Here is a 26,419-nt window from a genome sequence, read left to right on the forward strand (position 1 = left end):
GCTGTGACGGGCGCCCGGGGTTCACACAGGCCCGCCTGGGGTCACACAGGCCTGGTGACCGCCAGGAGCGCGGTGTCGTCCGCCGTCTCGCTCCCCGTGTGCCGGCCGATGGTGTCGATCACGAGGTCCAGGAGATCGTCGGGGCCTGTGAACGGACGGTCGCGCAGCTGCTCCACCGGGTCGAGGAAGACTCCGTACGCGTCGCGGGCTTCCGACAGACCGTCCGTGTAGAAGAGGAGCGTCGCCCCGGGCGGGAACTCCGCCGCGTAGGACCGGCCCGACTCGTCCGCTGGCCCGGAATCCCCGGAATCCCCGGAATCCCCGGAATCCCTGGGATGCAGCCGGATCAGCCCCAAGGGCAGAGCGCGCCCGCCGGGCTCCAGCAGGCGCGGCGACTGACCGGGGCACAGCAACAGGGGATCCGGATGGCCCCGGTTGACCAGCCGCAGCTTCTCTCCTCCGTCGGACATCTCGGCGAGCACGGCCGTGGCGAACCCCTCGACGGCGTCGATGCCGCGCCGCGCCCCCTCCCTCGACAGCGCGTGGTCGAGCCGCCGCGCGACGCCTTCGAGATCAGGTTCCTTCTCGGCGGCCTCCCGGAACGCCCCGAGGACCACCACGACCGAATCGATGGCATCCGTCCCCTTGCCACGTACGTCACCGATCACCAACCGCACACCGTAAGGGGTGTTCTGAACGGCGAAGAGGTCCCCGCCGATGCGGGCATCGGCCTGCGCCGCCATGTACCGTGCCGCGACCCCGAGCCTGCCGGCCCGTGGCGCCGGGAAGGGCAGCACCGCCCGCTGGGCGGCCTCCGCGATGCCGCGTGCCGACGCGAGCCGCCGGTCCCCGAGCATGACGACCCGGTTGATCAGCACCGCCAGCCCGGCGACGGTCAGTACCGTGGCCTTCTCGGTGGCAGCCTCCAGCGGGCCACCGGAGCCCTGGAGCACTTGGACCGGGAGCATGGCCAGGCAGGCGGCCACACCCGTCCAGATGGTCACGCGCAGTGAGGACAGGGGTGCGGCGACCAGCGCGGCGGCCGCGAAGAGGGGGGCCGCGCTATAGCCGGGCGGCATCGCCAGGTCGACGGCCAGCCCGAAGACGATCAGCAGCGCGGGCAGCACACGGATCGCTCCTCGGGCCTTCCCTCCCTCACTCGCCCGTTCCAGCCAGGGGCGCCGGGTGCGGCCCAGGAGGATGCGGTGCCGGAGGAGAGAGCGCGACGGCCGGGACTGCTGCGCTACGCGGCCCTGGGCCATTGGTGGTCTCCCTGACGGTGCTGAGGAATCCTCGCCCTTAAACTTCCAGATGTGACCGGATTTGTCCCTAGGGGTTATCCCTGGTCGGTCTGCTCATTACGTCCAGCCCCGATTGTCCGGCCCGAGCTACCTGCCCTGGTCGCCCTCGCCTGGTGAACCGCCGGATCCGCGAGCCCTGCGGCCCACCCGGCCCGCCTGACGGCACCGCGCTGCCCGGACCGGCATCCGAGCGGCGCGTCACGTCACCACACGGCAGAGGTTCCCCGAGGCGGCGCTAGCCAGTGACGCCGCTGGGTCCGCTCCGGGCCGGCCGATTGTGACAGATGGCCCCCGTACTTAGCCGCCCCCAGATCGGCGATGGTCACCACCCGGTCCGGGCTTCCGGCGAGGCTCACCAGATCGGGCAGCGACTCGGATCCGGCGTAGTCCAGGACGACGTCGACTCCGCACGGTGCCAGGGCGGTGACCCGCTCGCCCAACCCGGGGCCGTAGGTGGTCGGTATCGCGCCCAGCCCGCGACGAACTCATGGATGTGGGCGCCGGCTGTACCGATGACGGTCGCGCCGCGTGCCGCCGCGAGTTGGATGGCGAGCGTGCCGACCCCGTCGGCCGCGCCCTCGATCAGCAGGGTCTTGCCGGTGTCGACCTTCAGTCGGTCGAGGGTGCGTGTGGCGGTCTCGGTGTTCACGGCCGCGCCGCCGGCCTGCTCCCAGCTCAGCGCGTTCGGCTTCAGTGCCCAGGTCGCCAGGTCGCCAGGTCGCCAGGACGCCAGGACGGCGTACTCGGCGTTCCCACCGCCGAGCTTCGCGAGATCGACGACGCCGAAGACCGCGTCGCCCGGCCGCACACCGGAAACCCCGTTGCCGACCTCGTCACACTCGTCACACTCGGAAGTCATCAGTACAAGTTGCTTGCGCCGGGGCGAACCGCCACGGCCGGCCCTCCGCGTTGTCGTCGTGCTCTCGCAGGACGGCCACCGCCACCCCGCCAAATTCAGCGGAACCACAAAGCCGCCCAGCACGCCTAACGATCACCCGCCCCACCGAACGGGAAGAGTCCCCCCACCGTGAACCCCTACCGCGTCCTCGTCACCGGCTCCCGCAACTGGGAAGACGAAGAACTGATCCGCCACCAGATCACCCGCATCTGGCTGCTCGTCAACCGACCGTTCGTCGTTGTCCACGGCGCGCGCCCGACCGGCGCCGACTGGATCGCCGGCGGCTGGGTCGACGACGTCGCCGTCGCGCAGATAGGCCTGGCCACCGAGGAGCAGCATCCGGCCGACTGGAAGACCCACGGCCGCGCGGCAGGACCGATGCGCAATCAGCTGATGGTCCAGCTCGGCGCCGACATGTGCCTGGCGTTCATCCGCAACAGCTCCCGGAGCGCGGCTGTTTGCGCCGACCTTGCCGAGGGCGCGGGGATCCCGACGAGGCGGTGGACCGCGTGATCACCGTCGTGCTGGTTCTCGCCCGGCTCGGCATCGCCGCAGTCGTCGTGATTGACGCCTGACCACCCCATGACACGCAGCATGCCAGCCCCGTCGCACAGGGGGCTGTGTGGCGGTTTCGCGCGGGGTTGCCGCGCAGAGTTGCGGCTTGATTTCGTGCCGTAATGGGAGGGTTTGGGGTTCATCATAGGGAGATTCCCTGAAGACCATCTGACCGCATCCTGCCACTGTGGAAAGCGAGCGCTCCTCCGAGGATTGATCGGCCACCAACCGCTGCATGAGGAAGCGAGTCAAGGCAATGATGGCGAATCGCACGACAGTGGAATCTGTCCGTACGGTCACCGGCCGCACCATCTCTCTGGCCGGCCGCCGCCAGGCTGCCCGCTGCGCCCGCCGTGTCCTGACACAGTTCCTCGGCCACCGAGGGCTCCTGAAGGGACTGGACGGTCAACCGTGCGAGCAGGCGGAGGACGCCCTGCTGGTGGTCTCCGAGCTGGTGACCAACGCCTGCCGGTACACGGCGGGCCCTCGTTCTCTGGGGATGGCCCTCAAAGGCGGATGTCTTCTGCTCGAAGTAAGGGACGGGAGCAGGCGGGTTCCGCACCTGGTGCCGCCCGAGCATCGAGGGGCCGCCGGCGGGTTCGGGCTCGGCCTCGTCGCGGAACTGATCGACGACTGGGCAGTGGTGACCAGCGCGCGGGGCAAGACGATACGGGTGACGCTTCCGATGGGGCGGTGATATGTGGGCGGCGGGGGGCAGGCGGCCCCGGCTCCGGCGTCCGCGCTGCCGTCCTGGCCGCCGGCGCCGGAGCCGGACGGCCGGGTTAGGACGGCTGGGTTCGAGGACGGCCGGCCGGACCCGTGCCGTACCTCGACGCTCAGGTGCTGCTCAGCGGGCTGTCCTGCTGCACCATGTTCCGGAGCTGGCGGCGCCCGGAGAGCGACAGCTTCTGGTAGACATGGCTGAGGTGGTACTCGACCGTCTTGCTGCTGATGAACAGCCTTGCGGCGATCTCCCGGTTCGTGAGTCCGCGGCCGATGAGCAGGGATATGTCGCGCTCGCGGTCGGTCAGCTCCGAGAGGGGCGGCCCGGCTGCACAGCCGGAGGGCCGGTCCGCGAAGTCGTCGCGGTAGCGCGTGAGGAACGCCTGGGCCCCCAGCGCCGCGAAGAGGTCGCGGGCCCGGGTGAAGTGTGCGGCCGCCCGGTGGTGCTCTCCTGCCTGGGCTAGCAGCCTGCCGTGGCTGTGCGCGAGCATCGCCAGGTGCAGAGGCGGATCGTCGGCGGAGGCGGGAAGGCTGAGGCCCTCTTCGAACAGGTCACGGGCTTGCTTGCCCTCTCCGCGTGCCTGCGACAGCCGACCCGACAGCCACATCACGGCCATGCGGAGAAAGGGAGCGTCCTCCCTCAGCGCCGTCAGGTGCGCCAAGGCCGTCTCGGCGCCGTCCAGGTCACCCTCGGCGATCAAGGCTTCGACGTACAGGGGACGCCACCACGTCTGGAGGGCCAGTGGTCCCGAGTCGGGGCGGGCCCGAAGGATGGTCCGCAGCGCGCCGAGCATGGCGGGATAGTCGCCCCGAGCCTGTGCCAGCACCGCCGCCCCGACGGCAGCGGGCGGCAGGCCGTGGGCCGGCGAGATCGCCCCGGACCATTGATAGGACTGCTGGACCAGGTCCTGGGCTCGCTGCCACTGTCCGCGGCCCGCCCGCACCCATGACGCGATGGAACAGGCGTATGAGAACGCCCAGGGCTTCTCCTCGGCCTCGGCGATGACCAGAGCGTGGTCGGCGCTGATCGCGGCCTCGTCCCAGCGGCCCAGGAAGTACTGCGAGGCCGCGAGGTTGGCGTAGGTGAACTCCGCGGTCACGGCGCAGCCGTTGGTGCGGGCCGTGTCCAGGGCGACGGCGAGTTCGTTCTCCGCGTCGGTGAGATCCCCGGCCCACATCTGGAGCATCCCGCGGTAGGCACGCTGGATGGCCTGCTCCGCGACAGAGCGCGGACTGCCGGCGGGGGCAAGGGTGTCGTACTCGCGCAAGGCCGCGCGTGCGCCGGCGCAGTAACTGCGGGCCAGCCCCAGGCTGCCGACCGCCCATGGCGCGAGCTGTGGCTCCAGATCGTCGGTCGCCAGCACGTCCCGGAGCAGTGGTACGGCCTTCGCGCTGTGGCCGCCCACGATGTGCTGGATACCGAGCCAGGTGCCGGCCATGGCCGGCACGAACCGCGCTCCGGCCTCGGCCCGGCCGTCCTCCAGCGCCTCGGTGAGCAGGTCCGTGGCCTCAGGAGCGCCTCGGGGCGTTCCGTAGCCGCCCAGTACCAGGCTTCGCAGCGGGCACGGTTCGGCGGTTTCTATCCTGGCCAGGAGCGGCTCCACGCGCACGTACTGCTGAGCCCACAGAAGGCGTGCGGCCGCCGTGAGCAGCAGGCGTTCCCGCTCGCTGCGCGGGTGCGCCACCTCCGATGCCCACAGCAGAAGGGTGGCGGCCCGTACGGGCGCTCCGGTCGCGTGGTACCCGTCGGCGGCCAGTTCGAGTTCCCGGGCGAGCTGGGTATCCGTGCCCTGCGTGGCCGCGACCCTGTGCGACCAGGAGGCGGCGCGGTCGACGAGGGTGGCCGCGGCGGCGTGCAGTGCCCGCAGCCGGCGGGGCGAGGTGGCGGTCACGATGGCCTCACGCTGGAGCTCGTGGGCTATCGCGACCGGGGTGGACGGCTGCTGGGGCCACCACTGCACGATTCCTTGCGCCAGCAGGGGTTCGAGCGCCGCGTCGGACTCTGTTACGGAGGCGACGCGAGCAGCCGTGGTAAGGGGCGCCGGGCCACCCAGTACGGCGATGCCCTCGACCAGGCTCCGCGCCGGACCGGGCAGATCGTCCAGCTGGCGCCGTAGGGCCTGCACCAGAGACGTCGGCACCGGCAGGGCGTCCCGCCCGTGAGCCACTGAATCCCACGCGACCTCTGCGAGCAGCGTCCGGAGGTACAGGGCGTGGCCGTCGGTGTGGTTCCTGAGCCGCTCGGCCGTTCCGCGGCCGACGGGACGGCCGTATACCAGCGTGGCCAGTTCGCCCACTTCGGTGACCCCCAGCCCGGTCAGGGTCAGCTCGCAGCTGTGCGGCATGCCCGCCACCAGACGATGCAGGTCCAGCCCTCCGGCCTCGCCGGGCTCCGTGCCGCTGCGGGAGAGCAGGACGGTGAGGACCGCATCGGCCTCCAACCGGCGCAGTACGAAGCCCAGAACCTGCGCCGAGGGCCGATCGGCCCACTGGACGTCGTCGACGACGATCAGCACCGGCCCGTCGCTCTGCAACTCGCCGAGCAGTTCAAGCAGTTCGGTACCCACCTGGAAGGGTTCCGCCGTCGGTACCGCCCCCGCGAGCAGCGGAAACCGGTCGAGGAGAGCCGCCGGTACGCGGGAGGTCAGCTGCCGGATCACACCGAATGCCAGGTCCTCCTCGGATGTGTCGCAGGCGGCTCGGAGCACGGGGAGGTTCTCGGACGAGAGCCCTGCCAGCCAGCGGCGGATCAGTGCGCTTTTCCCGATACCCGCGGCCCCTTGGACAAGCACACTCGACGCCTTGCCGGACCGTGCTGTCCGCAGACACTGATCCATGCGGTCCAGCTCAGCGGTGCGTCCCACGAACGCGGCGTCGCCAGCGGCGACTGTCATCGGACGCATCCCCGGCCGGGAGGATGACAGACGTAAGCGGCAGGGACACGGGCCGTGACCGCTAGCTTCATTCCGGAGACCACCACCTGACGAGCCCGGCGTCGCGGAGCAGAGCGACAATCCTTCGGGGGGCTTGCGGCGTCAAGGCGACAACCCCCTCATGCTACGACCGGCGGCGCCATCGTTCTCTCTCGACCACAACTTTAGCCCCGTCGGCCTCGCCCGCGCCCGCGCCCGCGCCCGGCGCGGGCCCCGGCCCGTGAGGCCGCGAACTCAACGAATGGGAGGGGTCGAGGGCTGTAACAGAAGTGAAACACCGGCTGGTGCCACAGTGACCGCGCGAGTCTCCATGGAACAGCCACAGGAGGCATTCACGCCATTCATCGCGCCATCGGCCCGCGGTTTCCGCATCCGCCGGAGAGCAGTGGTCGGAAGTTTCGCGGCGCTGGCGGGAATCGTCGCAACAGCGACTCCGGGGCACGCTGTTATCGGCGGAAGCCCGCGCCCACCGCCGAGTCCTGGACGGCATCCGTGCAGGTGGACGGCTCGGCGTTCTGCGGCGGCACCCTGATCGACAGAAAGTGGGTCCTGACGGCCTTCCACTGCGTGGGGAGCGGCAAGAGGGATATCAAGGACCTGCGGATACGGATCGGCAGCCGCGGTACCAGTGAGGGCGGGACCCTTGCCAAGGTCAAGGAGATGGTCAAGCACCCGGATGCCTCGTTCACCGATGGACTGTTCTCCGGGCCCGATCTGGTGCTGCTCAGTCTCGACCGGCCGGTCCGTCACAAGCTTGTTCGCCTGAACACCGTCAGCCCGCGGACCGGTACCGCCGTGCGCGCCCTGGTCTGGGGAAACACATGCCGGGACGCTACGTGTATGCCGGAACATCTCCAGGAGATCACCCTTCCGGTGAGCAAGAAGAAGGACAATCTGCTCGTTCTCAAGGACCGCGCGTTCCGGGGGGTGGGCCCGGGAGATTCCGGAGGTCCGCTCGTGGTCAAGAAGAAGGGGAAATGGCGGCTCGCCGGCGTAACCTCGACCAACGGAATGCGTGAGGACCACGCGCTCAGCAACTTCGTCGACGTGGCCGGCTACCGGGACTGGATCGACAAGGTCGTCACACACACCAGGTAGCCCCACCGAGACGCAGGGACGGACGCACTCCGCCCGGCGGTGGCTACGGGCAATCCCCGTCGTTGCCGCCGGGCTTCAGTGGTGCGGCGTCCGGCTGCCCGCCCGGACCGTGTCCGTGCCCCAGCTCGCCAGGAGGCGCAGAGCCTCGGCCGACGCGGAGCCCGGCTCCGCGTGGTACACGCACAGATACTGTTCCGCGAGGGAACACCGGACTCGGAGACGGTCGACGTGGGTTGGTATGACACGCCAACAGACTCCCGCCAAAGACTCACCACACCCGCAGAACCGACGAAAGACTCAGTAGTTGTGCTATCTCATGATGCTGATGCCGTCTCAGCGGCGGGACTTACGCCCATCCTGCTCACCGGAGCGGCGGCGCGCCTTTCGCTCTGAGAGACTCCCCAACGGCGTGCCGGCGTTGTGCTCACCCGCCCGATGCCGGAGGTCCAGGGACGGGGAACTGGGGCGCCGAGGGCCGTGTCACCGCCCATTCGCCGGCCTCGGACCGCACCAGCTCCTCGGTTCTCGATGCCAGCACGGCCAAGGAGTCCGCGCCGTCGTACGGGGCCGACCCACAGCTCCAGTTGATGAGCTCGCCGTGGAGCGCCATCAGCACGGAACTCGTCCGTACCCAGTTCTCACCCCACCGGAACAGTTGCCGGAGTCCCGCCGAGACCACCACCAACGCGCCGAGAACCCCTGTCACCGTGACGGAGGCACCGGCCGCCGCACACGCCGGTATGGACGCGGACAACAGCAGCAGCACGGCCTCCGAAAGGTAGTGGCCGAGCCGCTGCCGCCGCTTATGCCGCTCGTACCACGTCATGCGTTCCCGTACGTTGGGCGGGAGTTCAGCCCCGTCCGACCCCCGCAACTCCGTCCACCAGAAGCTCGCTTCACCTGCGCCGCCTGTCATGCGCGCGACCCTACGGCATGGTGTCCCGCACCGTCCGGGGCGTGCGCACAACCTGTCAGGCAGCGTGAGACGGGGCAGTGATCAGCCGGACCTGTTGAACCAACGTCGTGAGGTAGCACACTTAGAAGTCATCTCATTTGGTGAGTATGCGGTAGCAGATGAGGGTGCAGGCGATGCGGTGGGTGATGCCGCGGCCTCGTAACCATTGGCGCAGGTGGTTGTAGTCCTAGCCCTTGTCGCCATGCAGCGTGGCCGGCCTTCGCCGACGCGGTCCGCGCCGGGAGCGGATCGGCGGTTTGCCCCGCACCAGTGCGATCAGGGCTTGGCTGTCGTGCAGGTTCGCGGCGGGGATACCAACGGACAGGGGCAGACCGGTCCGTTCGGTGATCAAGTGGATCTTCGAGCCGTACTTGCCCCGGTCCAGCGGATTCGGATCTGTCAGGTCCCCCTTTTCAGGGCCCGCATGTTCACCGAGTCGATCGCACACCGGGACCAGTCCAGCTCACCGCGCGAGCCGAGCTCGTCCAGGACCAGGCGGTGGAGTCCGGCCCACACCCGGGCCTTCGACCACTCGGTGAAACGCCGGTGGGCCGTGGCCCCGGAGGGCCCGAACGAGGCGGACGGCAGCTGCTGCCACGTGCAGCCCGACATGGCCACGAACACGATCGCGGCCAGCACTTCGCGGGTCCCGTACCGACGCCGGCCACCTCCTTGCGGACGGCTCGGCGCCTCCGGCACCACCCGCTGGAACAACTCCCACAACTCATCCGGCGCCAGCCGCTCAACGATCCCCACACCTGGATCCTATCGAACAGCCCAAATGAGATGGCTTCTAAAGCCTGGGAGTTGCGCGGACATCACCCAAGCACGCCAGTTGGGGCTGGTGGGGCTCCTGGCCTGTGGGCCTGCGGTCGAGATCCTCGCCGATGCCGGCTACCAGGGGCTCGGCGCGCAGACCGGCGGACGCGTGGTGACGCCACCGCACCGCAAGTTCAAGAAGAACGCCCCGGACTGGTACGAGGAGATGTACGAGCGTCAGCGCAAGGCGCATTCCTCACGCCGTATCCGGGTCGAGCACGGCATCGCGCATCTCAAGAACTGGCGGGCGCTGGCCCGCCACCTCGGCCGCCGCGAGCATATGAGCGACACGGTGCAGGCCATCGGCGGCCTGCTGTCCCATCAGCAGACCGCGGACCTGGCATCGGCTCAGCAGATGTGAACGCCGGGCCCACCGAAGTCCTCGACGTCTCACCGCCAACCATGCACGAGCTCGTACGGGCTGTCCCGTAAATGATCTCTGACATGCTGGATGACGCGCTCGTTCTTTCGTCACCCGGCGAGAGTGAGGTTGTGCAGGCGGGCGATGCCGAGCATGGCGTGGTGGACGCCGTCGCCTCTGAGGCGGCAATCCCGAAGGATCTTCCAGCACTTCGGGCGGGCGAAGGGGTGCTCGACGCGAGCCCGGACCTGCTTGTGGGACTTGTTGTGCGCCTCCTTCCAGGCGGGGAGATCCTCGCTTTGCGGCGGCGGTGCGGCATCACCAGGCCGGTCCCGGGATAGCCGCCGCCCGCGATCGTCGTGGCCGTACCTATGGTGTCCCTCGCGCTGGATTCCGCCCATGCCTTGCAGTCGTTGCGGTTGCCTGCCAGCGGCCGGCCGACCAGGACGACGAGCCGGGTGTCGGCATCGATGACGACCTCGTGGTTGGTGGAGTACCGGTAGTTCTTCGACCGCTCGGCGATGCTGTGGTCACGAGTGGGCACGAGGGTGCCGTCCACGATGAGAACGGTGTCCTTCCGGAACCGCTTGCGGGGCCGGAGCGTGAGCATCGGCCCGAGCCGGTCGATAATGCGGCCCGCGGCGGACTTCGAGACGCCGAACAGCGGCGCGAGCTGGCGCAACGTCAGGTTCGTTCCCAGTAGACCACTACCAGCAGCACCCGAACTTCCAGCGGTAGACCCCACGGTCGGCCCTTGCCGGCGGCGTCCGCGCCGTCTCACCGCAGCTCAGTCACTAGCTTTCCGAACAGACGCGGGCTCAGTCCGCTGAATGGAGCTGTCCAGGACGACTCCGACGCCGTGATCACACCAGTCACCGCGGGATCATCTCAGTTGCAGACCTCACGGGTTCCGACTGATCCTTGGCCCACTCGACGAACAAAGGGAGGGCGACGTGGGGCTGATTCTGTTCCCGGGAGACGGAGATACGAGCAGTCCAGACGTCGACTGCTCCTACAGCAGCTTTGCTGCATTCCGGCGACGGCTGGCGCAGGCCGAAGGGTTCACTCTCTCCGAGATGTGGGGGTTCGGCGGCGAGCGAGCGTGGCGCGACCTCTCCACCACACTCGCGCCACTCCTGAATCGCCCAGATGACGGTGGCGGCGAACTCTCGCCTGCAGAGTGCGCCTCGATCTTGCCCCGGCTGGAGGCGATCACCGAACACTGATGAGCGCCAAGCTGCTGCTGGAGAACATGCGGGACTTCCAGCAAGACGTGCTGGACAGCGCCTTGACCGCCGTCCCGGAGCGGTTCCGCACGGTCGATCTGGCCTCGGATCCCCTGGAGCCCACAGACCTCGGCGCCTTCACGCTGGGCAAGCACCAGCACAGCTTCCGGCTCCGCTTCTTCCGGCTGCCCGCGCCGATGGACCGCGAGATGGCCTGGTGCTGCTGGCGCCTCGTCGAACTCGGCGGCCGGGTCCCGGTCGGATCTTTGCACTCACTGATCAACTCGCTGGCCGGAGCAATGGAGGACCACCCGGAGCTGCTCGGTTCGCTGATGCGACGCACACCACGCGAGTGGGAGCGATCCCTGGCCGCGGCCTACGCCCGGCACTACGGCCGCCTGCCCGGCAAGGGCTGGAGTCTGAACACCGGGACCGTGCTGCGGCGTTACTACCAGATGCTGTGGGCGGCCTACGATCAGCGCCTCTGGTGGCAACGCGAGGTCTGGGATCCCGTGCTGGACCAGGATCCCGCTGCGGGACCACGAACCGTTGGGCGACCACAGCCTGTACTTCCAGTCCCTCCAGCCTCTGTGGCTGCGGCACGGCTTCCAGTGGTACCTCAAGGTCTGCCTAGAGACCGGGGACCTGACCTGGACAACCGCCCGGTCTCGGCGGTCCGGGATCCAGGTCTTCGGCGACTGGATCACCGGCCAGCACCCCGCCCCTCCCACCTGGCTGCGCGATGCCCCCGAGGTGAGGGCGTTCATGCTGGACTACCTCAGCCATGTCCTCAGCCATGTCCGCGTCCAGACGGCCAGGTCAGGGCCTAACCGGGGCAAGCCGCTCTCGGCGCTGCGCGTGAACGACGTCACCACCGACGTCCAGAAATTCTACGCGCACATGACCGACTACCGCGAGGCGGGAGCCCAGGTACTGGAGGAACCGGTCTGGCTGCGGCTGACCCCTACCATGCCATCCTCTGGCGCCATGGGGAGAAGGGCAGGCCCACAGTCCAGCCGGAGCGCTGGGAAGTCATCGACGACACCGCGTTCTCCCAGATCATGGCCAACCTCCACCTGCTCGGCACCCCGGTCGAGGAAGGCGGATCTGGAGACGAGCAGGTCATGTGGATCATGATGCTCCAGGCCCGCCTCGGCCGGCGGATCAGCGAGATCCGGATGCGCGACCGCGACCCGCTGTCCGCGCTGAACCAGCTCACCCGGCCCGACGAGCAAGACGCCACCGACGGCGCCTTCGTCGCCAGACTGCGCTACCAGCAGACGAAGATCGAACAGGCGTCGGACACCATTCTTTCTGGCCCACAAGATGAACCGGAACGCCGACAAGCACTACCCCGTCGAGCGCATCCACCAGACACTTTTCGAGTTCGCTCGACGCCTGGACATCCGCGACAGTGCCGGGCGCCTGGTCGACTTCAACCGAACCCACCGATTCCGGCACACCAAGGCCACCAGCCTCCTCAACGCCAGGGGTCCGCTGCACGTCGTCCAGCGCTACTTCGGCCACCTGTCGCCAGCCATGCTGATGCACTACGCGCAGACTCTCGCCGCCACCCACGAGCGGGAGTTCCTGCGCTACCGGAAGATCACCGCCGACGCCCGGGAACTGGCCACCGACCCGTGCGACCTCTACGACATGCTGGAGCTGGACAAGCGCACCGACCGGATCCTTCCCAACGGACTGTGTCTGCTGCCGCCCCGCCAGGCATGCGCGAAGGGCAATGCTTGCCTGACCTGCGATAAGTTCGCCACAGACGCCACCTTCCTGCCCGAACTCACCGTCCAGCGAGAACGCACCGGCCAGCTCATCGAGGAACGGCAGAACGCGTTCACGCCCCGGACCGGGCAGCCGATGGGCGAGGACAACGTCTGGCTCGCCGCACGCCGCCAAGAGCAGGACGCCCTCGGACGCATCATCCTCAAACTGGAACAGACCCGCCTCGCCGACGGGCCACCCCAGGCCGTCCGTGGGGCCGGCGTCGACGCCCGCACCGACGCGATCACCCGCAGCCAGGACGGAAGCTGACCGACATGCGCGGCAACCCCGACAACCTCCGCCAGGCCGCCGCCCGCAAGAGCGCCGCCGCCCCAGCCCGCGCCGAACAGGGCCTGCGCGAGCTTATCCGCCGAGGACAGCCCATCACCTTCCGCGGCCTCGCCCAGACCGCCGACGTCTCGCTCGACTTCCTCTACCGCTGCACTGAACTCCGCCGGCGCGTCGAACAGCTGAGGGCCCAGCAGCGAAGCCACCCGCCGCGGCCGACAACACAGCCGCCCGGCGACTCGCCCAGCAGCGTCGTGCGCACCCTCACCGCCCATCTCACCGAACTCAAGCGGCAGCACCGCGACGAGGTCCAGGCCCTGCGGCAGGCCCTCGAAGCCGCCCAGAGCGAGAACCTCGAACTGCGGCGCCGCCTCGGCCCCCAGCACACCATCCGTCCCGAGACGTCCTGACGGCGATCTTCTACCGAAGCCCGGCTCAGTGGGGCACCGCGACCGCAGTGGTGGGCCGGGCCCCCTCGATCTCGGCGGCCGGAAACGGCGTCCGCTTGCTCTCTGTGAGCAGACGACGGGCGAATTCGCCGAAGACCACGGCAGCTCGGGAATGCCGGTCAATAATCGCGGCGATCTCGCGCGGGACGCCATCGGGCCGGTGGCCAGCGATCCACTCACGCAGGAACGCCTCGTGTTCCATACCGCCGCGCAGGCCATCGGGCAGGTGGTGGCGAAGCAAATGACTCGCGGTGTGGCAACGGTCATACGTGAGATGGTCGGAGAGGAACTCCGCCTCGGCCGCCGATAGTTCGAAGGCGGAACTCAGGGCGAGTCCGAAGTCCGCGAAGTAGAGCAGCCGGCCGTCGGTCAGGACATTGGCAAAGTGGGCATCGAAGTGGACGAGTCCGTGCGAGCTCATAAAGTCACTCCCGCGCGCCAGGGCCTCCTCCACCCGTGGGTACGGCGAGCCCTCGCTGACCTCCGGCGCCGCGATCCGATGGCCGTGCAGCCAGTCGGCGAGGGTCTGCGGAACGTGTTCCAAGAAGAGCACCAGGCTGAACGAGGAACGGCCGATGGCCTCCAGCCGCTCACGCACGGTCGATGAGCCCTCCCAATGCGCGACCGCCCCGTCGATGCCCCCGAACTCGTCGGCAAAACCCTCGGGAGGGGAGTCGGGCAGGATGCGCCAGTGGTACATCAGCGGAAAGCCCTCGTACTCGTTCCCGAGGACCCAGTTGGTGGTCATGACATGCACGGCCAGCTCTCGCCAGGCCCCGAACCCCGCTGAGCCCACCCCGTACTGGTAGAACATCGGCAGTCCGAAGAGGTTCGCCGTCGACCGCACGTTCTCCGGCCGCAACTCGGTGTCCGTGAGGGGGACCCGCTTGACGAACACCCTCGTGCCGTCGATGTTCAGCTCCGCCGACCTGCCGCCGATGCCGGACCCGAGCGGGTCGGCGGCGGCCACGACCTCACCGAGCCGACGGTCACTCAGCAGGGACAGGCGGGTGGCCACGGTCCCATAAGCGGCGAGCCGCGCGGCATACCGCGGGTCTAGGTGCTGCAACGTGGACTCCTCGGTGCCCCGAACCGAGGCGTCGGTGATCTCGCGAACGTGATCGACCCTATCCGTCACGCCTGCCGAAGGAGCAGATACGCGAAGTCGCTCGGAACGCTGGCCCCCGGACACCGCCTCAGAAGGTGATGCACCCCCGACACCGATCTCTCACAGACGCGACTGCAAGCGTTCTACCTGCACAAATGGCACCCGTTCGCCCGTTTTCCCCGGATACGCTGTGGAACACCCGGTTCCTGGACGCCGCCGTCGCCCAGCTCCGCGCCGAGGGCCACGACATCAAGGACGAGGACGTCGCACGCCTCTCCCCGCTCAAGGACCGGCACATCAACTTCTTGGGTTGCTACCTGTTCAACATCAAGGCAAGCGGCCCCGGCCAGGGCCTGCGCCCGCTGCGGGACCCGGACGCCGTTGAGGACGACGAAGACGAGGGGTGACGGGCGGCGCGCTCGACCTGTCGGGTCGTTCGTTGTGGAAGCCGAGGCCCCGCGCGGCTGCCCGGGGCCGAGAGGAGAAGGGCACGCAATGGCTGATGCGAGGGGTCGTCGCTGTCAGGTCAGGACGATGCACCCCCGCCGCTCCAGCTTCTTGAGGAGCGGCACGGAGGGATCGACCTTGTTCCAGCGCAGGTCCAGCTTCTCCAGCGACGGCATCAGGGCGATCCAGTCGGGCAGCTGGCTGAGGTTGTTGCTCCGCAGGTCGATCTGACGCAGTCGAGGGAGGCTGGCAAGTGGCTCGGGCACCTCAGTCAGGGAGTTCTCCCGTAGGTCCAGGTGGCGCAGGTCGTGCAGGTTGGCTGCTGACGACGGCAAGTGTTCGATCGCGTTCCCTCGAAGCCACAGCTCACGCAGGCTGCGGAGCTGCCCGATGGTGTCGGGCAGGGTGGTGAGCTGGTCGTGCTGGGCCCTGAACTCGATGAGACCACTCATCCCACCGATGGTCTCCGGCAGGACGGTGAGGGGGTTCTCGCCGACGTTGAGGTAGCTCAAACGGGTCAGGTTTCCCAGAGAGTCGGGGAGCTGGACCAGCTGGTTGTCGTGCAGGTAGAGGCAGTCGCTGAGCTCGGTCAGCTGACCAAGCTCTTCGGGCACTGACGTCAGCGCGTTGTGGCCGAGGTCCAGGGTTCTCAGCCGGCGGAGCTTCCCGATGTCCGGCGGGAGGGCCGTAAGTCCGTTGTCCGCGAGGATCAGCACATCGAGATCGGTCTGTCGCCAGACGGACTCTGGTACCTCTCCCAGCTCCTGACGCCACAAGTTCAGCGTGTGCCTCACGGCCATCTCCCCTTCGTTGGCAGTCCGGGCTCCGATTCTCGTCGACGGCTGGTATCGGAGGGCTGGCTGTCGTCAAACGATCGAATGACGACAGGCATGGCGGACAGGGGTGCCGATGTCCGCGTCGTGGGTGGTCTGGACCTGGGCAAGGGGAACCGGTTATCCCAGGCCCAGTGAAGCCCGCAGTAATTGCCAGATGTGGGATCGGGCTGGCCTCTACCCTGATGCGGTGAGCGATTATTCGATGTCAGCCAAGGATGTAGTCGCGCTTGTGGAGCGGCTCGATGCCCATGGCGTAGATGCGTGTATTGGGGGCGGGTGGGGCGTGGACGCGCTGCTCGGGGAGCAGACGCGAGAACATTCCGACCTTGATGTATGGGCGCCGGCCGCACATCTTGAGCAGTTGTTCGTCGCGTTTGCTGAGGCTGGTGTCGATCGGATCTTCCCGTGGCCTGGTGACAGGCCGTGGAACTTCGTCTTGCACGACGGCGTTCGGTTGCGGGTCGACTTGCACCTCTACGAACCGCTCGCGGACGGATCACTGCACTACGGATCCGTGGTGGAGGGCGGTCCTTTTCCGGCTGAAGCACTCGCCGGACGTGGTTCGATTGCCGGGACTGCGGTTCGGTGCGAGTCGGCCGAGTGGGCGGTGCGCTGGCATACCGGCTATCCGGCTCGTGATGTCGATCGCCACGACGTGCCCTTGCTGTGCCAGCGGTTCGGGATCACTGTGCCTGAGGGCTTCGAACCGCTTGATGAGCGATCCCCAAGCGGCCCGGCGTAGACGCGACGCGGCTTCTTCACCTTGTCCCGTCCCATACCCTGCTCAACGAGCCGCGTTGCCCCTTGGGTTCGGCTGCTGTGCGACATCGGGCCACTACCAGGTCCTCAGGAGCGGGTGGGGTTATCGCCGATACTCGGTGGCCCGCTGGTTCTGGCTGCGATCATCGCGCGACTGCCGAGGATCGAGGGAGCGGGCGTGCCCGCCAACTTTCTGACCGAGAACCAGCGTAAGTGCTTCGGTCGCTTCACCGAGGAACCCGATGAGGGGCAGCTCGCCGGGTCCTTCCTGATGGACCAGAGCGCGCGGCGCCGGGCGATGGCCGCCAAGGGCGCCAGAAACCGACTCGGCTGGGCACTCCAGCTCGGCACTGTCCGCCACCTGGGGACCTCCTCGACAACCCCGAGGAGGTCCCCGCCGTCGTCGTGGACTACGTCGCCGAGCAACTGGGCCTTCAGGCTGGCGACCTCGCTGGGTACGGCGCGATGGAACATCACTGGGACCACCAGGAACAGATCCGCACCGCGTACGGCTACACCAAGTGCGAGTTCGACCAGTGGTTCGCGCTGGCCCGCTGGATGTACCAGCGGTCCTGGATCGGCTCGGAGCGCCCGACCCTGCTGTTCGACCTGGCCACCAAGCGGCTGGTGGACAAGAAGGTGGTGCTGCCCGGGGTGACCGTGCTGGAGCGGCTGGTCTCCGGCACCCGCGAGCGGGCGGAGAAACGGCTGCCTCATGGGACGGCGAGAAGAATCCGTCGCCGAGACACACCAGTTGGAGGCGCTGGCTGCCAGCGACGGGGCGTCACCTACGCCACATCTTGATCGTCCAGTCGATGAGGTTGGGTTCACCCTCCTCGCATGGCACACACTCCGCACAGGCTCTCGGTCACGATCTCGCGTCTCTTGGGACAGGAGTCTCTCCTAGTGAGGGAAACGCATATTTAATGCTCCAGCTGTGCCGATTGTATCTATTCTGTGAACATCTAAATGCTGGGAGCAACAGTGGCAAGCAGATGGGAGAAGCGGAAGAGACCGCTTCTCAAGGGGGCCTTGTCAGAGCGGGGGAGGACCAGACGGATCGCCGTCGGTCTGGTGACCGTCTTGGCTGCCCAGACAGCTCTAGTGTCGCTCGCGTCGGGTACGGCATTCGCCGTAGGTGTCTACGTGAGGGCCAGTCAACTGTCCGACGAAGCGGTGGCATCGTCGCCGAGTGCGACGACGGCTTCGGCGGCGGATTCAGTGGCCGAGGCTCTGCTCATGGCCCGGCTGCAGGACCGCAGGATCGAGGTGATTTCGGAGCGAACGGAGACTACCACGACATATGCGCTGCCCAGTGGCGAACTGGAGACGTCGCTGTACGCCGGCCCGATCCGGGCGAAGGTGGACGGTGCCTGGCACGACATCGACACCTCGCTCTCCGACGCCGGCCCCTCACTGGAGCCGAAGGTCGCAGCCGCCGACGTCACGGTGTCGGACGGTGGCGACAAGGCTCTGGCGTCAGTTGCCCGCGGTGACCGGTCCTTCAGCATCGGGTGGCAGGAGACGCTTCCTGCCCCCAAGGTGAAGGGCGACACCGCAGCATACGCCCTGGGCGACGGTCAGACGCTCACTGTGACGGCCCTCTCGCAGGGCTTTTCTCAGAACGTGGTCTTGGACGCGGCTCCGTCCGGTCCACTCGAGTATCGAATACCCGTCAAGCTGAGCGGACTGAAGCTCACCAAGAACGACTCCGGAGGTCTGCTGCTCAAGGGTGCCGACGGCAAGCTGGTGGCCGAGGCCCCGGCACCGATGATGTGGGACTCCTCGAGGAACCCCGTATCAGGCGAGTCTAAGCATCTGGCGCAGGTGGACACCGAGGTCGAGACCGCCGCCGACGGGTCGCAGAGTCTCGTGCTCACCCCGGATGCCGACTATTTCGGCCAGGATCTCACTTACCCCGTGATCGTGGACCCGACCTCGACCCTCGCGGCGAGCGCGGACACCTGGGTGGCCACCAACTACCCCGACTCGCAGGTCTCGTCAACCGAGCTGAAGTCGGGCACCTACGATGCGGGCACCACCAAGGCGCGTTCGTACGTGAAGTTCGATGTGAGCGCGTTCAAGGGCAAGCACATCACCGACACCAACCTGTCGCTGTACTCGTACTACTCCTCGACCTGCGCCACTACAGGAGCGGGCACGCAGGTACGACGGGTCACCTCCGCCTGGGTGTCCTCCGACATCACCTGGGCCGTCCAGCCGACCACCACGGCCGACGGTGCGGTGACCAGCAAGTCGGCGCTGGGCTATGACGCCAACTGCCCGGCTGGGAACGTCAACTTCGATATTGACACGATCGTGCAGGCGTGGGCCGCCGGCTCTGCCAACTACGGACTTCGGATCGCCGGAGCGGACGAGTCCGACTCGTATACGTGGCGGCGATTCCGCTCGGCCAACTACGTTTCCGGCGACGGCTCCGCCGAGCCGCACCTCACGGTGACGTACAACTCGTACCCGGCCACACCGACCGGTGCGTCCGTCTCGCCCTCCGCGCTGAACAGCTACAACGGCAAGCGGTACGTCACGTCGCCCACCCCGGTCTTCGCTGCCGGGGCGACGGACCCGGACGGGTCAAAGACCAAGGCACAGTTCGAAGTTACTCCAGACCCCGCCTACGCGGACACCGCCTACACCTATACGGGAACGTCGTCCGAGGTGGCCTCTGGCTCGACGGCGAAGCTCACCGTCCCGACGACCACTCCCTTTCCGGCCGGCGCGCACCTGCGCTACCGGGTCCGCGCCCACGACGGTGCCGACTACGGTGCGTGGACGGGCTACAGCACGTTCATCGTGAACACAGCCAAGCCCTTCGCACCGAACATCTCCTGCGAGACCTACGAGGAGAACGGCTGGACGGCCAAAGCCGACTCCGCCGTCACCTGCACGCTGGACACCAACTCCTCCGACGGCGCTGGCTACTGGTGGGGCCTGGACGATCCGGCCCTCCCGCACAGGCAACTGGACACCACCAACGGCACCGGCGGCGATGCGGCCGCCATCGACATCGACCCGGCCAACGGCTGGCACACTCTGTACGCCAGGACAGTCGACTCCGGAGGCAACCTCTCAACCGCGGTCACCGCGTACGCGTTCGGCGTGGGCGAGGACGGAGCAGCCGTCATCTCACCCGCCGACGGGACGGAGACCGCGCGTCGGCTCACTCTCGCCGCCAAGGGGCTTTCCTCATACACGGGTGTGACCTGGGAATACCGTCGCGGCGAAGAGGACACCTGGCACACTGTCCCGGCAGCCGACGTCACGGCCGCAGGGAGCGCCGTCACCGGCTGGCCGGTGAAGGTCACCGGCGGCAACGCCACCGGGCTAGTTTGGAACGTGGAGTCCACCCTCGTGGAAGACGGAGTCATCGAGCTGCGCGCCGCGTTCACCAACGGCACCACCACTGGTCACTCGCAGACCACCGAGGTCACGCTCGACCGGGACGCGGGCACCGCGCCCGCTAGTTCGGTCGGCATCGGTGAAGTCAACCTGCTCACCGGTGACTTCACCCTGACGGAGCCGGATGCCTCGGCTTTCTCCGTCCAGGTGCAGCGCACCTTCTCCTCGCGCACCAACGGTACGGACACCGAGGGTCAGGCCGAGATCTTCGGACCCGGCTGGACCTCGTCCGTCAGCGGGGAGGAGAGCAGCGAGTTCACTCAGCTCCGCAAGACCTCGGACACTTCGGTGGAGATCCTGGACGCTGACGGTGCGGCCATCGCCTTCACCGCCGCCCCGCAAGGCGGCTGGGCTCCCCAGACCGGCTATGAGTCGCTCGCCCTCACGGGGTCGCTCACCGGCACGTCGTTCACACTGAAGGACAGCCAGTCCAACGTGGCAGTGTTCACCAAGGCCGCAGGCACGACCACGTGGCCCCTGGCGTCCAGCGCCTCCGCAGTGGACGACACGCTAGTGACGTTCGTCTCCGAGACGACCACGAGCGGCAGCCAGAAGCTCGTCCGCCCGAAGTATGTGATCTCGCCGACCGAGGCCGTCACTGCCGCGCAATGCCAGGCCAACCCCGCGCAACAGGGCTGCCGTGTAGTGGAGTTCGTCTACGCTGGCACGACCACGGCGTCTGTCGGGGCCCTGGGCGACCAGCAGGGCCAGGTTCAGTCCGTCCGCCTGTGGGCCACCGCGCCCCGAGCAGAGCAGGCCACGCCGGAGATCATCTCCCGCTACGCCTACGACAACACCGGTCGGCTGCGCGAAGTGTGGGACCCGAGGATCGGCACCGCGCTGAAGACCTCCTACACCTATGACGCCGACGGCAGGGTCGTCACCCTCACCGAGGGCGGCGCACTGCCGTGGACCTTCACCTATGGCAAGGCCGGATCTGCTCCTATGATGGGCGCGGGCATGCTGCTCAAGGCGTCCCGCCCGGGTCTCGCCGAGGGCTCAGCCACCACCACAGCCGGCACGGCGGCGACCACGGTCGTCTACGACATCCCTCTCTCCGGGGCCAAGGCGCCCTACCAAATGGATAAGGCCACGGTCGCCACCTGGGCCCAGGACCAGGCGCCCACCGACGCCACCGCTGTCTTCCCGCCTGGCTCAGCCCCGGCCTCCAGCACCGGCAGCGACCTGGACGGGAGCGCCTACGGCGCGGCCACCGTCACCTACATCAACGCCAACGGCGACGAGACCAACACCGCAGCTCCTGGAGGCTCAATCACCACGACCGAGTACGACGCCTACGGCAACGCGGTCACCGAACTCACCGCAGGCAACCGCGCCGTCGCCCTCCGGGCCGACGACGCCACGGCCATGTCGCTCGGTCTGTCGGATCTAACCAGCGCCGAGCGGGCCGAACGACTCTCCTCGACGACTGTGTACTCGGCTGACGGACAGCGGACGCTGGACGAATACGGTCCGCTTCACCTGGTTACTTTGGGCGGGGAACTGACCGGCGCGACACCCGATGCCACGGTTCCGGCCGGTTCCGTCGTCCCGGCCCGGTCCCACAACAGCTACGTCTACGACGAGAACCGTCCCAGTGACGCCGCGGTGTCGGGCCAGGTGACCACCACTGCCTCCGGCGCCACCGTCGAGGGATACCTGAAGGACGCGGACATCCAGACCGCCTCCGTCAGCTACGACTGGTCCACAGGACAGGTCCTGTCCGGCAAGGAGGGAGCAATCGGCACCGGCGGAACCGAGGCCGTCGCCCGTACCACCTACGACTCCAAGGGCCGGGTAGCGAGCACCCGGACGGCCGGGTCCAACGGTTCCGACGCGGGCACCCTGATCTACACGTACTACACCGCAGACGGCACCGGCGCCTGCGCCGGTCGCCCGGAGTGGGCGGGCATGCTCTGCCGCACCTCCCCCGCTGCCTCCGTCACCGGGGGAGGAAGCAACCCGTCCGAGCTGATCACCACCGGCTTCACCTACGGCCGGGCGGGACAGCTCGCGACCAAGACCGAGACGGCCAACGGCAGCACCCGTGTCACCACCATCGTCACGGACGACGCGGGCCGTACTGTCAGGACCTCGGTCACCGGCGGCCTCGGCGAGGGAGTCGCGGACACCACGTACACCTACGACCCGGCCACCGGGCAGCCAGCCACCCGGTCCGCAGGCGGCCAGACCATCCGCTACGGATATGACGTCCTCGGGCGCCCGGTCTCCTACGACGACGGGGCAGGCAACACTACGACCACCGCGTACGACCTCCTCGACCGGCCGGTGCAGGTCACCGACTCCGCTCCGTCCGCCACCACCTACACCTATAACAATGCCGGCCAGATCAAGACCGTGAACGACTCGGTCGCTGGCACCTTCGGCGCCGCCTACGACGCCGACGGTCGGATCCTGACCGAGACGCTGCCCGGCGGCTACACCCTCAAGGTCATGACCGACACGGCCGGTAACCAGACCGGAAAGGAGTATACGGATGGGGCGGGTACCACCGTCCTCTCGGACGGGGCGGGTATCACGGCACTGGGTGAGCAGGTCCAGCACACCCAGACCGACGGCGCCACCACCGAGACCGCCTTCACCTACGACGTCACCGGGCGGCTGGCCACGGCGACCGACACCACAGCTGGCGGCTGCACCTCCCGCGCCTACACCTTCGACGCGAACAGCAACCGTACCGGCCTGACGACGACGTCGGACGACTGCGACAGCGGCACCGCCGACGCCACCAGCACGACGGTCTCCTCCAGCTACGACAGCGGTGACCGGCTGATTGGCACAGGTGTCGCGTACGACGCCTTCGGGCGCACCACCACCCGCGCTGACGACGCGCTGACATACCACGTCAACGACCTCGTCCGCAGCGAGACCGTCGGCTCGCAGCGCACCACCTGGTCGCTGGACGCCGCAGGCCGGCTCGCCCGGTCGGCCGAGGAGACCAAGGACGGGACCGGAACCTGGGTCGCTTCCGAGAGCTTCGTCAGCCACTTCGGCGGCGAGGAGGATACCCCCTCCTGGACCCAGTCGTCCGGGGGCAGCATCACCCGGTCCGTCGCCGGTCCGGACGGCCAGCTGGCCGCCGTCACCTCGGGCAGTGGTGACACGGTTCTCCAACTCGCCAATCTGCACGGGGACATCGCGGTCCGGCTCCCGCTGAACCCAGCCGTACCGATTACCGTGCAGCGGTACGACGAGTACGGAAAACCACTCGACGGCACCTCCGCGGCCACCTACGGATGGCTCGGCGCCTACCAGCGGGACAGCGGTACTCCGAGTGGCATCACCCTCATGGGGATCCGCCTCTACGACCCGAGCGGCGGGCGCTTTCTCTCCGTCGACCCGGTTCAGGGCGGCAACGACAACAGCTACGAGTACTGTCGCGGCAACCCGGTCTCCTGCCTCGACCTGAGCGGTGCATACTCGTACGGGGCTTCGTATGGCCTCGGCTTCTTCTACAGTTCCGCCAAGACGGTCTTCAAGTGGATCCGCACGCACTTCTGGGTCTTCCCGTTGACCGGCTGCGGTGCCACGCTCAGCCTGGGCGAGCGCTGCAACCTCGCCTACGGCAAGGGACCGGTCAGGGTCACCAACCTGGGCACGACGTACTGGCAGTTCAGGTCGCTGGCGGGGCACGTCGAAGGCAAGGACAAGAACATCAAGTTCTGGCTCGGCAAGAAGTACGGTCTCCTGCAGCTCAACGTCAAGGCATGGGGACCGAACAACACCTGGTGCAACAGGAATAAGCCGTGCGCCAAGGCGAACAACGTCTTCGCGAAGCTGATGTGGGGGCTCTTCGCCTCTAATATCCGTTGGTACGCACCGCGTTGGTGAGGGGCTGACATGCAATCGAAAATAATGGGTCCGCTGGACCGCACCGTTGGCACGGTGACAGCGATCGGCCTGGCGTTCCTGCCGGGCCTCATGGCAGCGCTGCCGCTCGGGTTCAATGGCGCGCAGCACACGCTCAGCGCCCTGGGCCGGGCCGAGATGCCAGAAGGCGCCACCGCATCGCTCGGCTGGGGCCTCGCGATGCTGGGGGCGGCCGCGCTGCCCTTCGTCGCGGCGCCGGTGGTCCTAGCGGTCGGACGGGCCAGACGCCTGCCCGGCCTCAGGACTGCAAGGATTTGTGCTGGGGTGGTGCTCTGCTGCGGCCTGTTCGCCTGCGCGATGGCTACGGTATCCGCCGGCGTCTGATGTGCCGACTAATTCAGCTGCCGAGGGCCGGGGAGTTCTTCCCCGGCCCTCGGTCGCGTTGTGCGTTCAGCATGGGGTCTACCATGACGCTCCCACGTGGCAGAGGGGGCATGATGGGTGCATGCGCAATCTGACCTATTCCGACGTGGGTATGACCGCGAAAAGCGGACCGACACCCCCGGGCTTCCACGTGCTACAGCTCCGTACGTCATTGGGTCACGGCGCGTACGACCGTGCGGCCGAGGCGCTCTTCGGGTGGGGAATGCACCGGGCCACCCCCTTGATCCGTGTCTCGAACGACACTCCGTACGCCGCGCCCGGCGTACAAGTGCTGCTGCGGGCGGGACCACTTAGGGCGCCGTGCCAGGTCGTGTGGACCGTCAACGAGAAGCATCGGACCGGGTTCGCGTACGGGACACTAACGGGACACCCTGAGTGCGGCGAAGAGGCGTTCGTTCTGGAACGCCTGCCGGACAACTCCACTGATTTCGTCATCGTCGCCATCAGCCGGCCCTCGGTTTGGTACACGAAGGCACTGGGACCCTGCGGACGCTTGCTTCAGCAGGCCGTGGCGCGCCGGTACGCCAAAAGCCTACAGCGGCTGGCCCGAACGACGTGAAGTCGCATGCCCGGCCTGCAGCCGCCCACAACGTAGCCGGCCAGCGGGTCCGTCAACCAGGGGGAAACGCACCCGCCGGCGTACCGGCGGCGGATTCCTCACCGAGCTGGGAGACGGCGGTGGTGAAACGCTCTGTGTGCAGACGGGTGGCGTCTGGCAGAGCACCATTCTCGTAGGCCCGCTGGCGCCGGTAGGCCACCATCGGGACACCAGCCCCGGCGACCACGCCGAAGGACGGTTTCACCTTCTGCCTGATCGACGGGACGCCTGGTCATGCTCCACTTCTTCAACCGCGACGGTGACTGCGTCGCCCCGGGCGCTACCAGGGTGACGTCACCAGCCTCTCCACGGGTCACGAGGGCCGTGTCGGCCTGTGTGCCTCGGCAATCCGGGGGCGGGCGAGGCGGGAACACGCGGGCAGCGTGCTGTGGTGGCCGCCTGTCAGCGTCTTGGCAGTCAGGCCGGTCAGGGTACGGATGTGGTCGGTGAAGTCGGGGTCAGGCAGCGGCAGATCGAGGTCGTCGTCCACGTACCCAACGGCTGCCGGAACGTAGTCGAGCACAGCACCGACCGCGGCGGGTACAAGAGTCCTTCCAGCCTCGGCCCTCTCAGCCTTGAGCCGTTCAGGATGCGCAGAGTGGTGGGAAGGAGACTGGCGTCAGTCATCGACGCCAGGCGCAACACGGCGGTGACGACCGTCGGCACGTCGGCGTCCGGGAGTGGGTGGACTGTCCATTCCTCGGGCCATCCGCCGGTGCTGCGGGCGGTGGGCGGGCGGGCTTGGATTCGGCGTGTCTGCTTGTGCCACCAGCGGGCCTCGCCGTGTTCGCCGAGCCGCGGTGGTGGAGGTAGAGGCAGTAGGCGGCGGGGTCTCCGGCTCCGGCGGCGTACTGTCACCAGAAGCGGGCGGCTTCTTCGGAGTCCTTCAGCTGCAGGATGCAGCCCAGGACGCGGGCGCCGAGCGGTTCGGGCATGGTCATGGAGATGAAGTCGCTGAGCGAGTCCATCTCCGTACGGGCGACGACGGTCTCGCACGGCGTCCGCGATCCCGGACAAGCCCGCCGAGTCCAAGGCCACCCGGGACGCGGGCTGGTGCGAGAACGGCGCCATGGGGGCCTACGCCGACCGGTTCAAGGAATGCGACACCCGACCGGTCACCTACTACCTGGGGCCCGACGACGCCCCCATAGCGAAGGCTGAATTCAACTTCACCCGCACGCTTCGCCTGGACGGTACGGACAGCTTCACCGAAACCCTCACCATCGAGGGGGTCAGCATCCCGGATGATTTCGGCGGCGGCATCAGCCTGTCTGCCTTCAACGGTCACATTTGCCAGGGCTCGTGCACTCCGATCGAGCCCCAGGGCGGGGACTGGACGGCTACCCCGACCTGGAGGCCCGGCGGCACGCACACGGCGTCACTGACCACGAAGTACACGTGGGATGCGTCCGCAGCCGACATGAACTACGTGTACAAGCCGGACGTCAAGATCGAGGGCACGGTCCATTCGCCCGGCGTGGGGACCGGGCCGACCATGTGTGGCGTGGCTGACGTGCTTGCTTATTGATCTTGATTGTGACCTGCTGTTGTTCAGTTGTACTGGGTGGTAGTTCTGGTCAGTCGGTTGGGTTTACGC

General features: G+C 68.0%; 19 protein-coding genes and 7 pseudogenes. 15 read left to right on the forward strand and 11 right to left on the reverse strand.

Translation table 11 applies throughout. The features are described 5' to 3' along the window. Positions 1-41: 41 nt before the first annotated feature. Positions 42-1,127 carry a PP2C family protein-serine/threonine phosphatase gene (locus M1203_RS36525; protein WP_249954167.1) on the reverse strand — a complete coding sequence of 362 codons (1,086 nt, stop codon included), beginning with the start codon at positions 1,125-1,127 and terminating at the stop codon, positions 42-44. 440 nt (positions 1,128-1,567) lie between these two features. Further along, a pseudogene (locus M1203_RS36530) lies at positions 1,568-2,136 on the reverse strand (zinc-binding dehydrogenase); the annotation flags it as partial. A gap of 192 nt (positions 2,137-2,328) precedes the next feature. Between M1203_RS36530 and M1203_RS36535 the strand changes: the two are divergent. Together M1203_RS36535 and M1203_RS36540 are read left to right on the forward strand one after the other, a co-directional pair. Next, positions 2,329-2,712 (forward strand): SLOG family protein, encoded by a 384-nt coding sequence (locus M1203_RS36535; RefSeq protein WP_249954169.1) that lies wholly within the window; start codon positions 2,329-2,331, stop codon positions 2,710-2,712. A 277-nt stretch (positions 2,713-2,989) separates the two neighbouring features. Next, positions 2,990-3,451 carry an ATP-binding protein gene (locus tag M1203_RS36540; protein ID WP_249954170.1) on the forward strand — a complete coding sequence of 154 codons (462 nt, stop codon included), beginning with the start codon at positions 2,990-2,992 and terminating at the stop codon, positions 3,449-3,451. 139 nt (positions 3,452-3,590) lie between these two features. On the opposite strand, the gene M1203_RS36545 is transcribed toward M1203_RS36540, so the two are convergent. Continuing rightward, positions 3,591-6,371: an AAA family ATPase gene (locus tag M1203_RS36545; protein WP_249954171.1), complete on the reverse strand. Its 2,781-nt coding sequence runs from the start codon at positions 6,369-6,371 to the stop codon at positions 3,591-3,593. A gap of 390 nt (positions 6,372-6,761) precedes the next feature. On the opposite strand from M1203_RS36545, the gene M1203_RS36550 reads away from it, so the two are divergent. Beyond that, positions 6,762-7,508: a DUF1986 domain-containing protein gene (locus tag M1203_RS36550; RefSeq protein ID WP_308404961.1), complete on the forward strand. Its 747-nt coding sequence runs from the start codon at positions 6,762-6,764 to the stop codon at positions 7,506-7,508. Between the two features lie 75 nt (positions 7,509-7,583). Here the strand turns inward: M1203_RS36550 and M1203_RS36555 are convergent. The 3 genes and pseudogenes from M1203_RS36555 to M1203_RS36565 all read right to left on the reverse strand — a co-directional run. After that, a pseudogene (locus M1203_RS36555) lies at positions 7,584-7,703 on the reverse strand (transcriptional regulator); the annotation flags it as partial. A 229-nt stretch (positions 7,704-7,932) separates the two neighbouring features. Further along, the gene (locus M1203_RS36560; RefSeq protein ID WP_249954173.1) at positions 7,933-8,424 is read right to left on the reverse strand and encodes a DUF4231 domain-containing protein; all 492 of its coding nucleotides are present in this window, start codon (positions 8,422-8,424) and stop codon (positions 7,933-7,935) included. A 229-nt stretch (positions 8,425-8,653) separates the two neighbouring features. Continuing rightward, positions 8,654-9,219, reverse strand: a pseudogene (locus M1203_RS36565) (IS5 family transposase); the annotation flags it as partial. Positions 9,220-9,244: 25 nt separating this feature from the next. On the opposite strand from M1203_RS36565, the gene M1203_RS36570 reads away from it, so the two are divergent. Then, entirely contained in the window at positions 9,245-9,643 is a 399-nt protein-coding gene (locus M1203_RS36570; protein WP_249954174.1) for a transposase family protein, read from the forward strand. Positions 9,644-9,753: 110 nt separating this feature from the next. Here the strand turns inward: M1203_RS36570 and M1203_RS36575 are convergent. Beyond that, positions 9,754-10,519: pseudogene (locus tag M1203_RS36575) on the reverse strand (transposase). Positions 10,520-10,596: 77 nt separating this feature from the next. On the opposite strand from M1203_RS36575, the gene M1203_RS36580 reads away from it, so the two are divergent. From M1203_RS36580 to M1203_RS36595, 4 genes are all read left to right on the forward strand, one after another. Continuing rightward, positions 10,597-10,869 (forward strand): hypothetical protein, encoded by a 273-nt coding sequence (locus M1203_RS36580; protein ID WP_249954175.1) that lies wholly within the window; start codon positions 10,597-10,599, stop codon positions 10,867-10,869. Further along, entirely contained in the window at positions 10,869-11,699 is an 831-nt protein-coding gene (locus tag M1203_RS36585) for a hypothetical protein (protein WP_249954176.1), read from the forward strand. The genes M1203_RS36580 and M1203_RS36585 overlap by 1 nt, the downstream gene beginning before the upstream one ends. A 496-nt stretch (positions 11,700-12,195) precedes the next feature. Next, positions 12,196-12,915 carry a tyrosine-type recombinase/integrase gene (locus M1203_RS36590; protein ID WP_249954177.1) on the forward strand — a complete coding sequence of 240 codons (720 nt, stop codon included), beginning with the start codon at positions 12,196-12,198 and terminating at the stop codon, positions 12,913-12,915. A gap of 5 nt (positions 12,916-12,920) precedes the next feature. Continuing rightward, positions 12,921-13,343, forward strand: a complete 423-nt coding sequence (locus M1203_RS36595; protein WP_249954178.1) for a DUF6262 family protein — start codon at positions 12,921-12,923, stop codon at positions 13,341-13,343. A 25-nt stretch (positions 13,344-13,368) separates the two neighbouring features. On the opposite strand, the gene M1203_RS36600 is transcribed toward M1203_RS36595, so the two are convergent. Next, on the reverse strand, positions 13,369-14,451 hold the full coding sequence (locus tag M1203_RS36600; protein ID WP_249954179.1) for a protein kinase family protein: 1,083 nt from the start codon (positions 14,449-14,451) through the stop codon (positions 13,369-13,371). A gap of 227 nt (positions 14,452-14,678) precedes the next feature. On the opposite strand from M1203_RS36600, the pseudogene M1203_RS36605 reads away from it, so the two are divergent. Beyond that, a pseudogene (locus tag M1203_RS36605) lies at positions 14,679-14,897 on the forward strand (Tn3 family transposase); the annotation flags it as partial. A 114-nt stretch (positions 14,898-15,011) separates the two neighbouring features. Here M1203_RS36605 and M1203_RS36610 read toward each other — a convergent pair. After that, a complete protein-coding gene (locus tag M1203_RS36610) occupies positions 15,012-15,737 on the reverse strand; it encodes a leucine-rich repeat domain-containing protein (protein ID WP_249954180.1) in 726 nt (241 codons plus the stop codon). A gap of 223 nt (positions 15,738-15,960) precedes the next feature. Between M1203_RS36610 and M1203_RS36615 the strand changes: the two genes are divergently transcribed. From M1203_RS36615 to M1203_RS36635, 5 genes and pseudogenes are all read left to right on the forward strand, one after another. After that, complete coding sequence (locus M1203_RS36615) at positions 15,961-16,515, forward strand: nucleotidyltransferase domain-containing protein (RefSeq protein ID WP_249954181.1); 555 nt, start codon at positions 15,961-15,963, stop codon at positions 16,513-16,515. 195 nt (positions 16,516-16,710) lie between these two features. Then, positions 16,711-17,336, forward strand: a pseudogene (locus M1203_RS36620) (DUF4158 domain-containing protein). Positions 17,337-17,771: 435 nt separating this feature from the next. Next, positions 17,772-23,801 carry a DNRLRE domain-containing protein gene (locus tag M1203_RS36625; RefSeq protein ID WP_249954182.1) on the forward strand — a complete coding sequence of 2,010 codons (6,030 nt, stop codon included), beginning with the start codon at positions 17,772-17,774 and terminating at the stop codon, positions 23,799-23,801. 9 nt (positions 23,802-23,810) lie between these two features. Further along, complete coding sequence (locus tag M1203_RS36630) at positions 23,811-24,164, forward strand: hypothetical protein (protein ID WP_249954183.1); 354 nt, start codon at positions 23,811-23,813, stop codon at positions 24,162-24,164. A gap of 121 nt (positions 24,165-24,285) precedes the next feature. Then, positions 24,286-24,783, forward strand: a complete 498-nt coding sequence (locus M1203_RS36635; RefSeq protein ID WP_249954184.1) for a DUF1990 family protein — start codon at positions 24,286-24,288, stop codon at positions 24,781-24,783. 85 nt (positions 24,784-24,868) lie between these two features. On the opposite strand, the pseudogene M1203_RS36640 reads toward M1203_RS36635, so the two are convergent. Then, positions 24,869-25,027: pseudogene (locus M1203_RS36640) on the reverse strand (pentapeptide repeat-containing protein); the annotation flags it as partial. A 108-nt stretch (positions 25,028-25,135) separates the two neighbouring features. Continuing rightward, entirely contained in the window at positions 25,136-25,312 is a 177-nt protein-coding gene (locus M1203_RS36645) for a hypothetical protein (protein ID WP_249954185.1), read from the reverse strand. A gap of 579 nt (positions 25,313-25,891) precedes the next feature. On the opposite strand from M1203_RS36645, the gene M1203_RS36650 reads away from it, so the two are divergent. Next, the gene (locus M1203_RS36650) at positions 25,892-26,350 is read left to right on the forward strand and encodes a hypothetical protein (RefSeq protein ID WP_249954186.1); all 459 of its coding nucleotides are present in this window, start codon (positions 25,892-25,894) and stop codon (positions 26,348-26,350) included. Positions 26,351-26,419: the final 69 nt, after the last annotated feature.

Source organism: Streptomyces sp. 35G-GA-8 (assembly GCF_023534745.1).
Classification (GTDB): Bacteria; Actinomycetota; Actinomycetes; order Streptomycetales; family Streptomycetaceae; genus Streptomyces.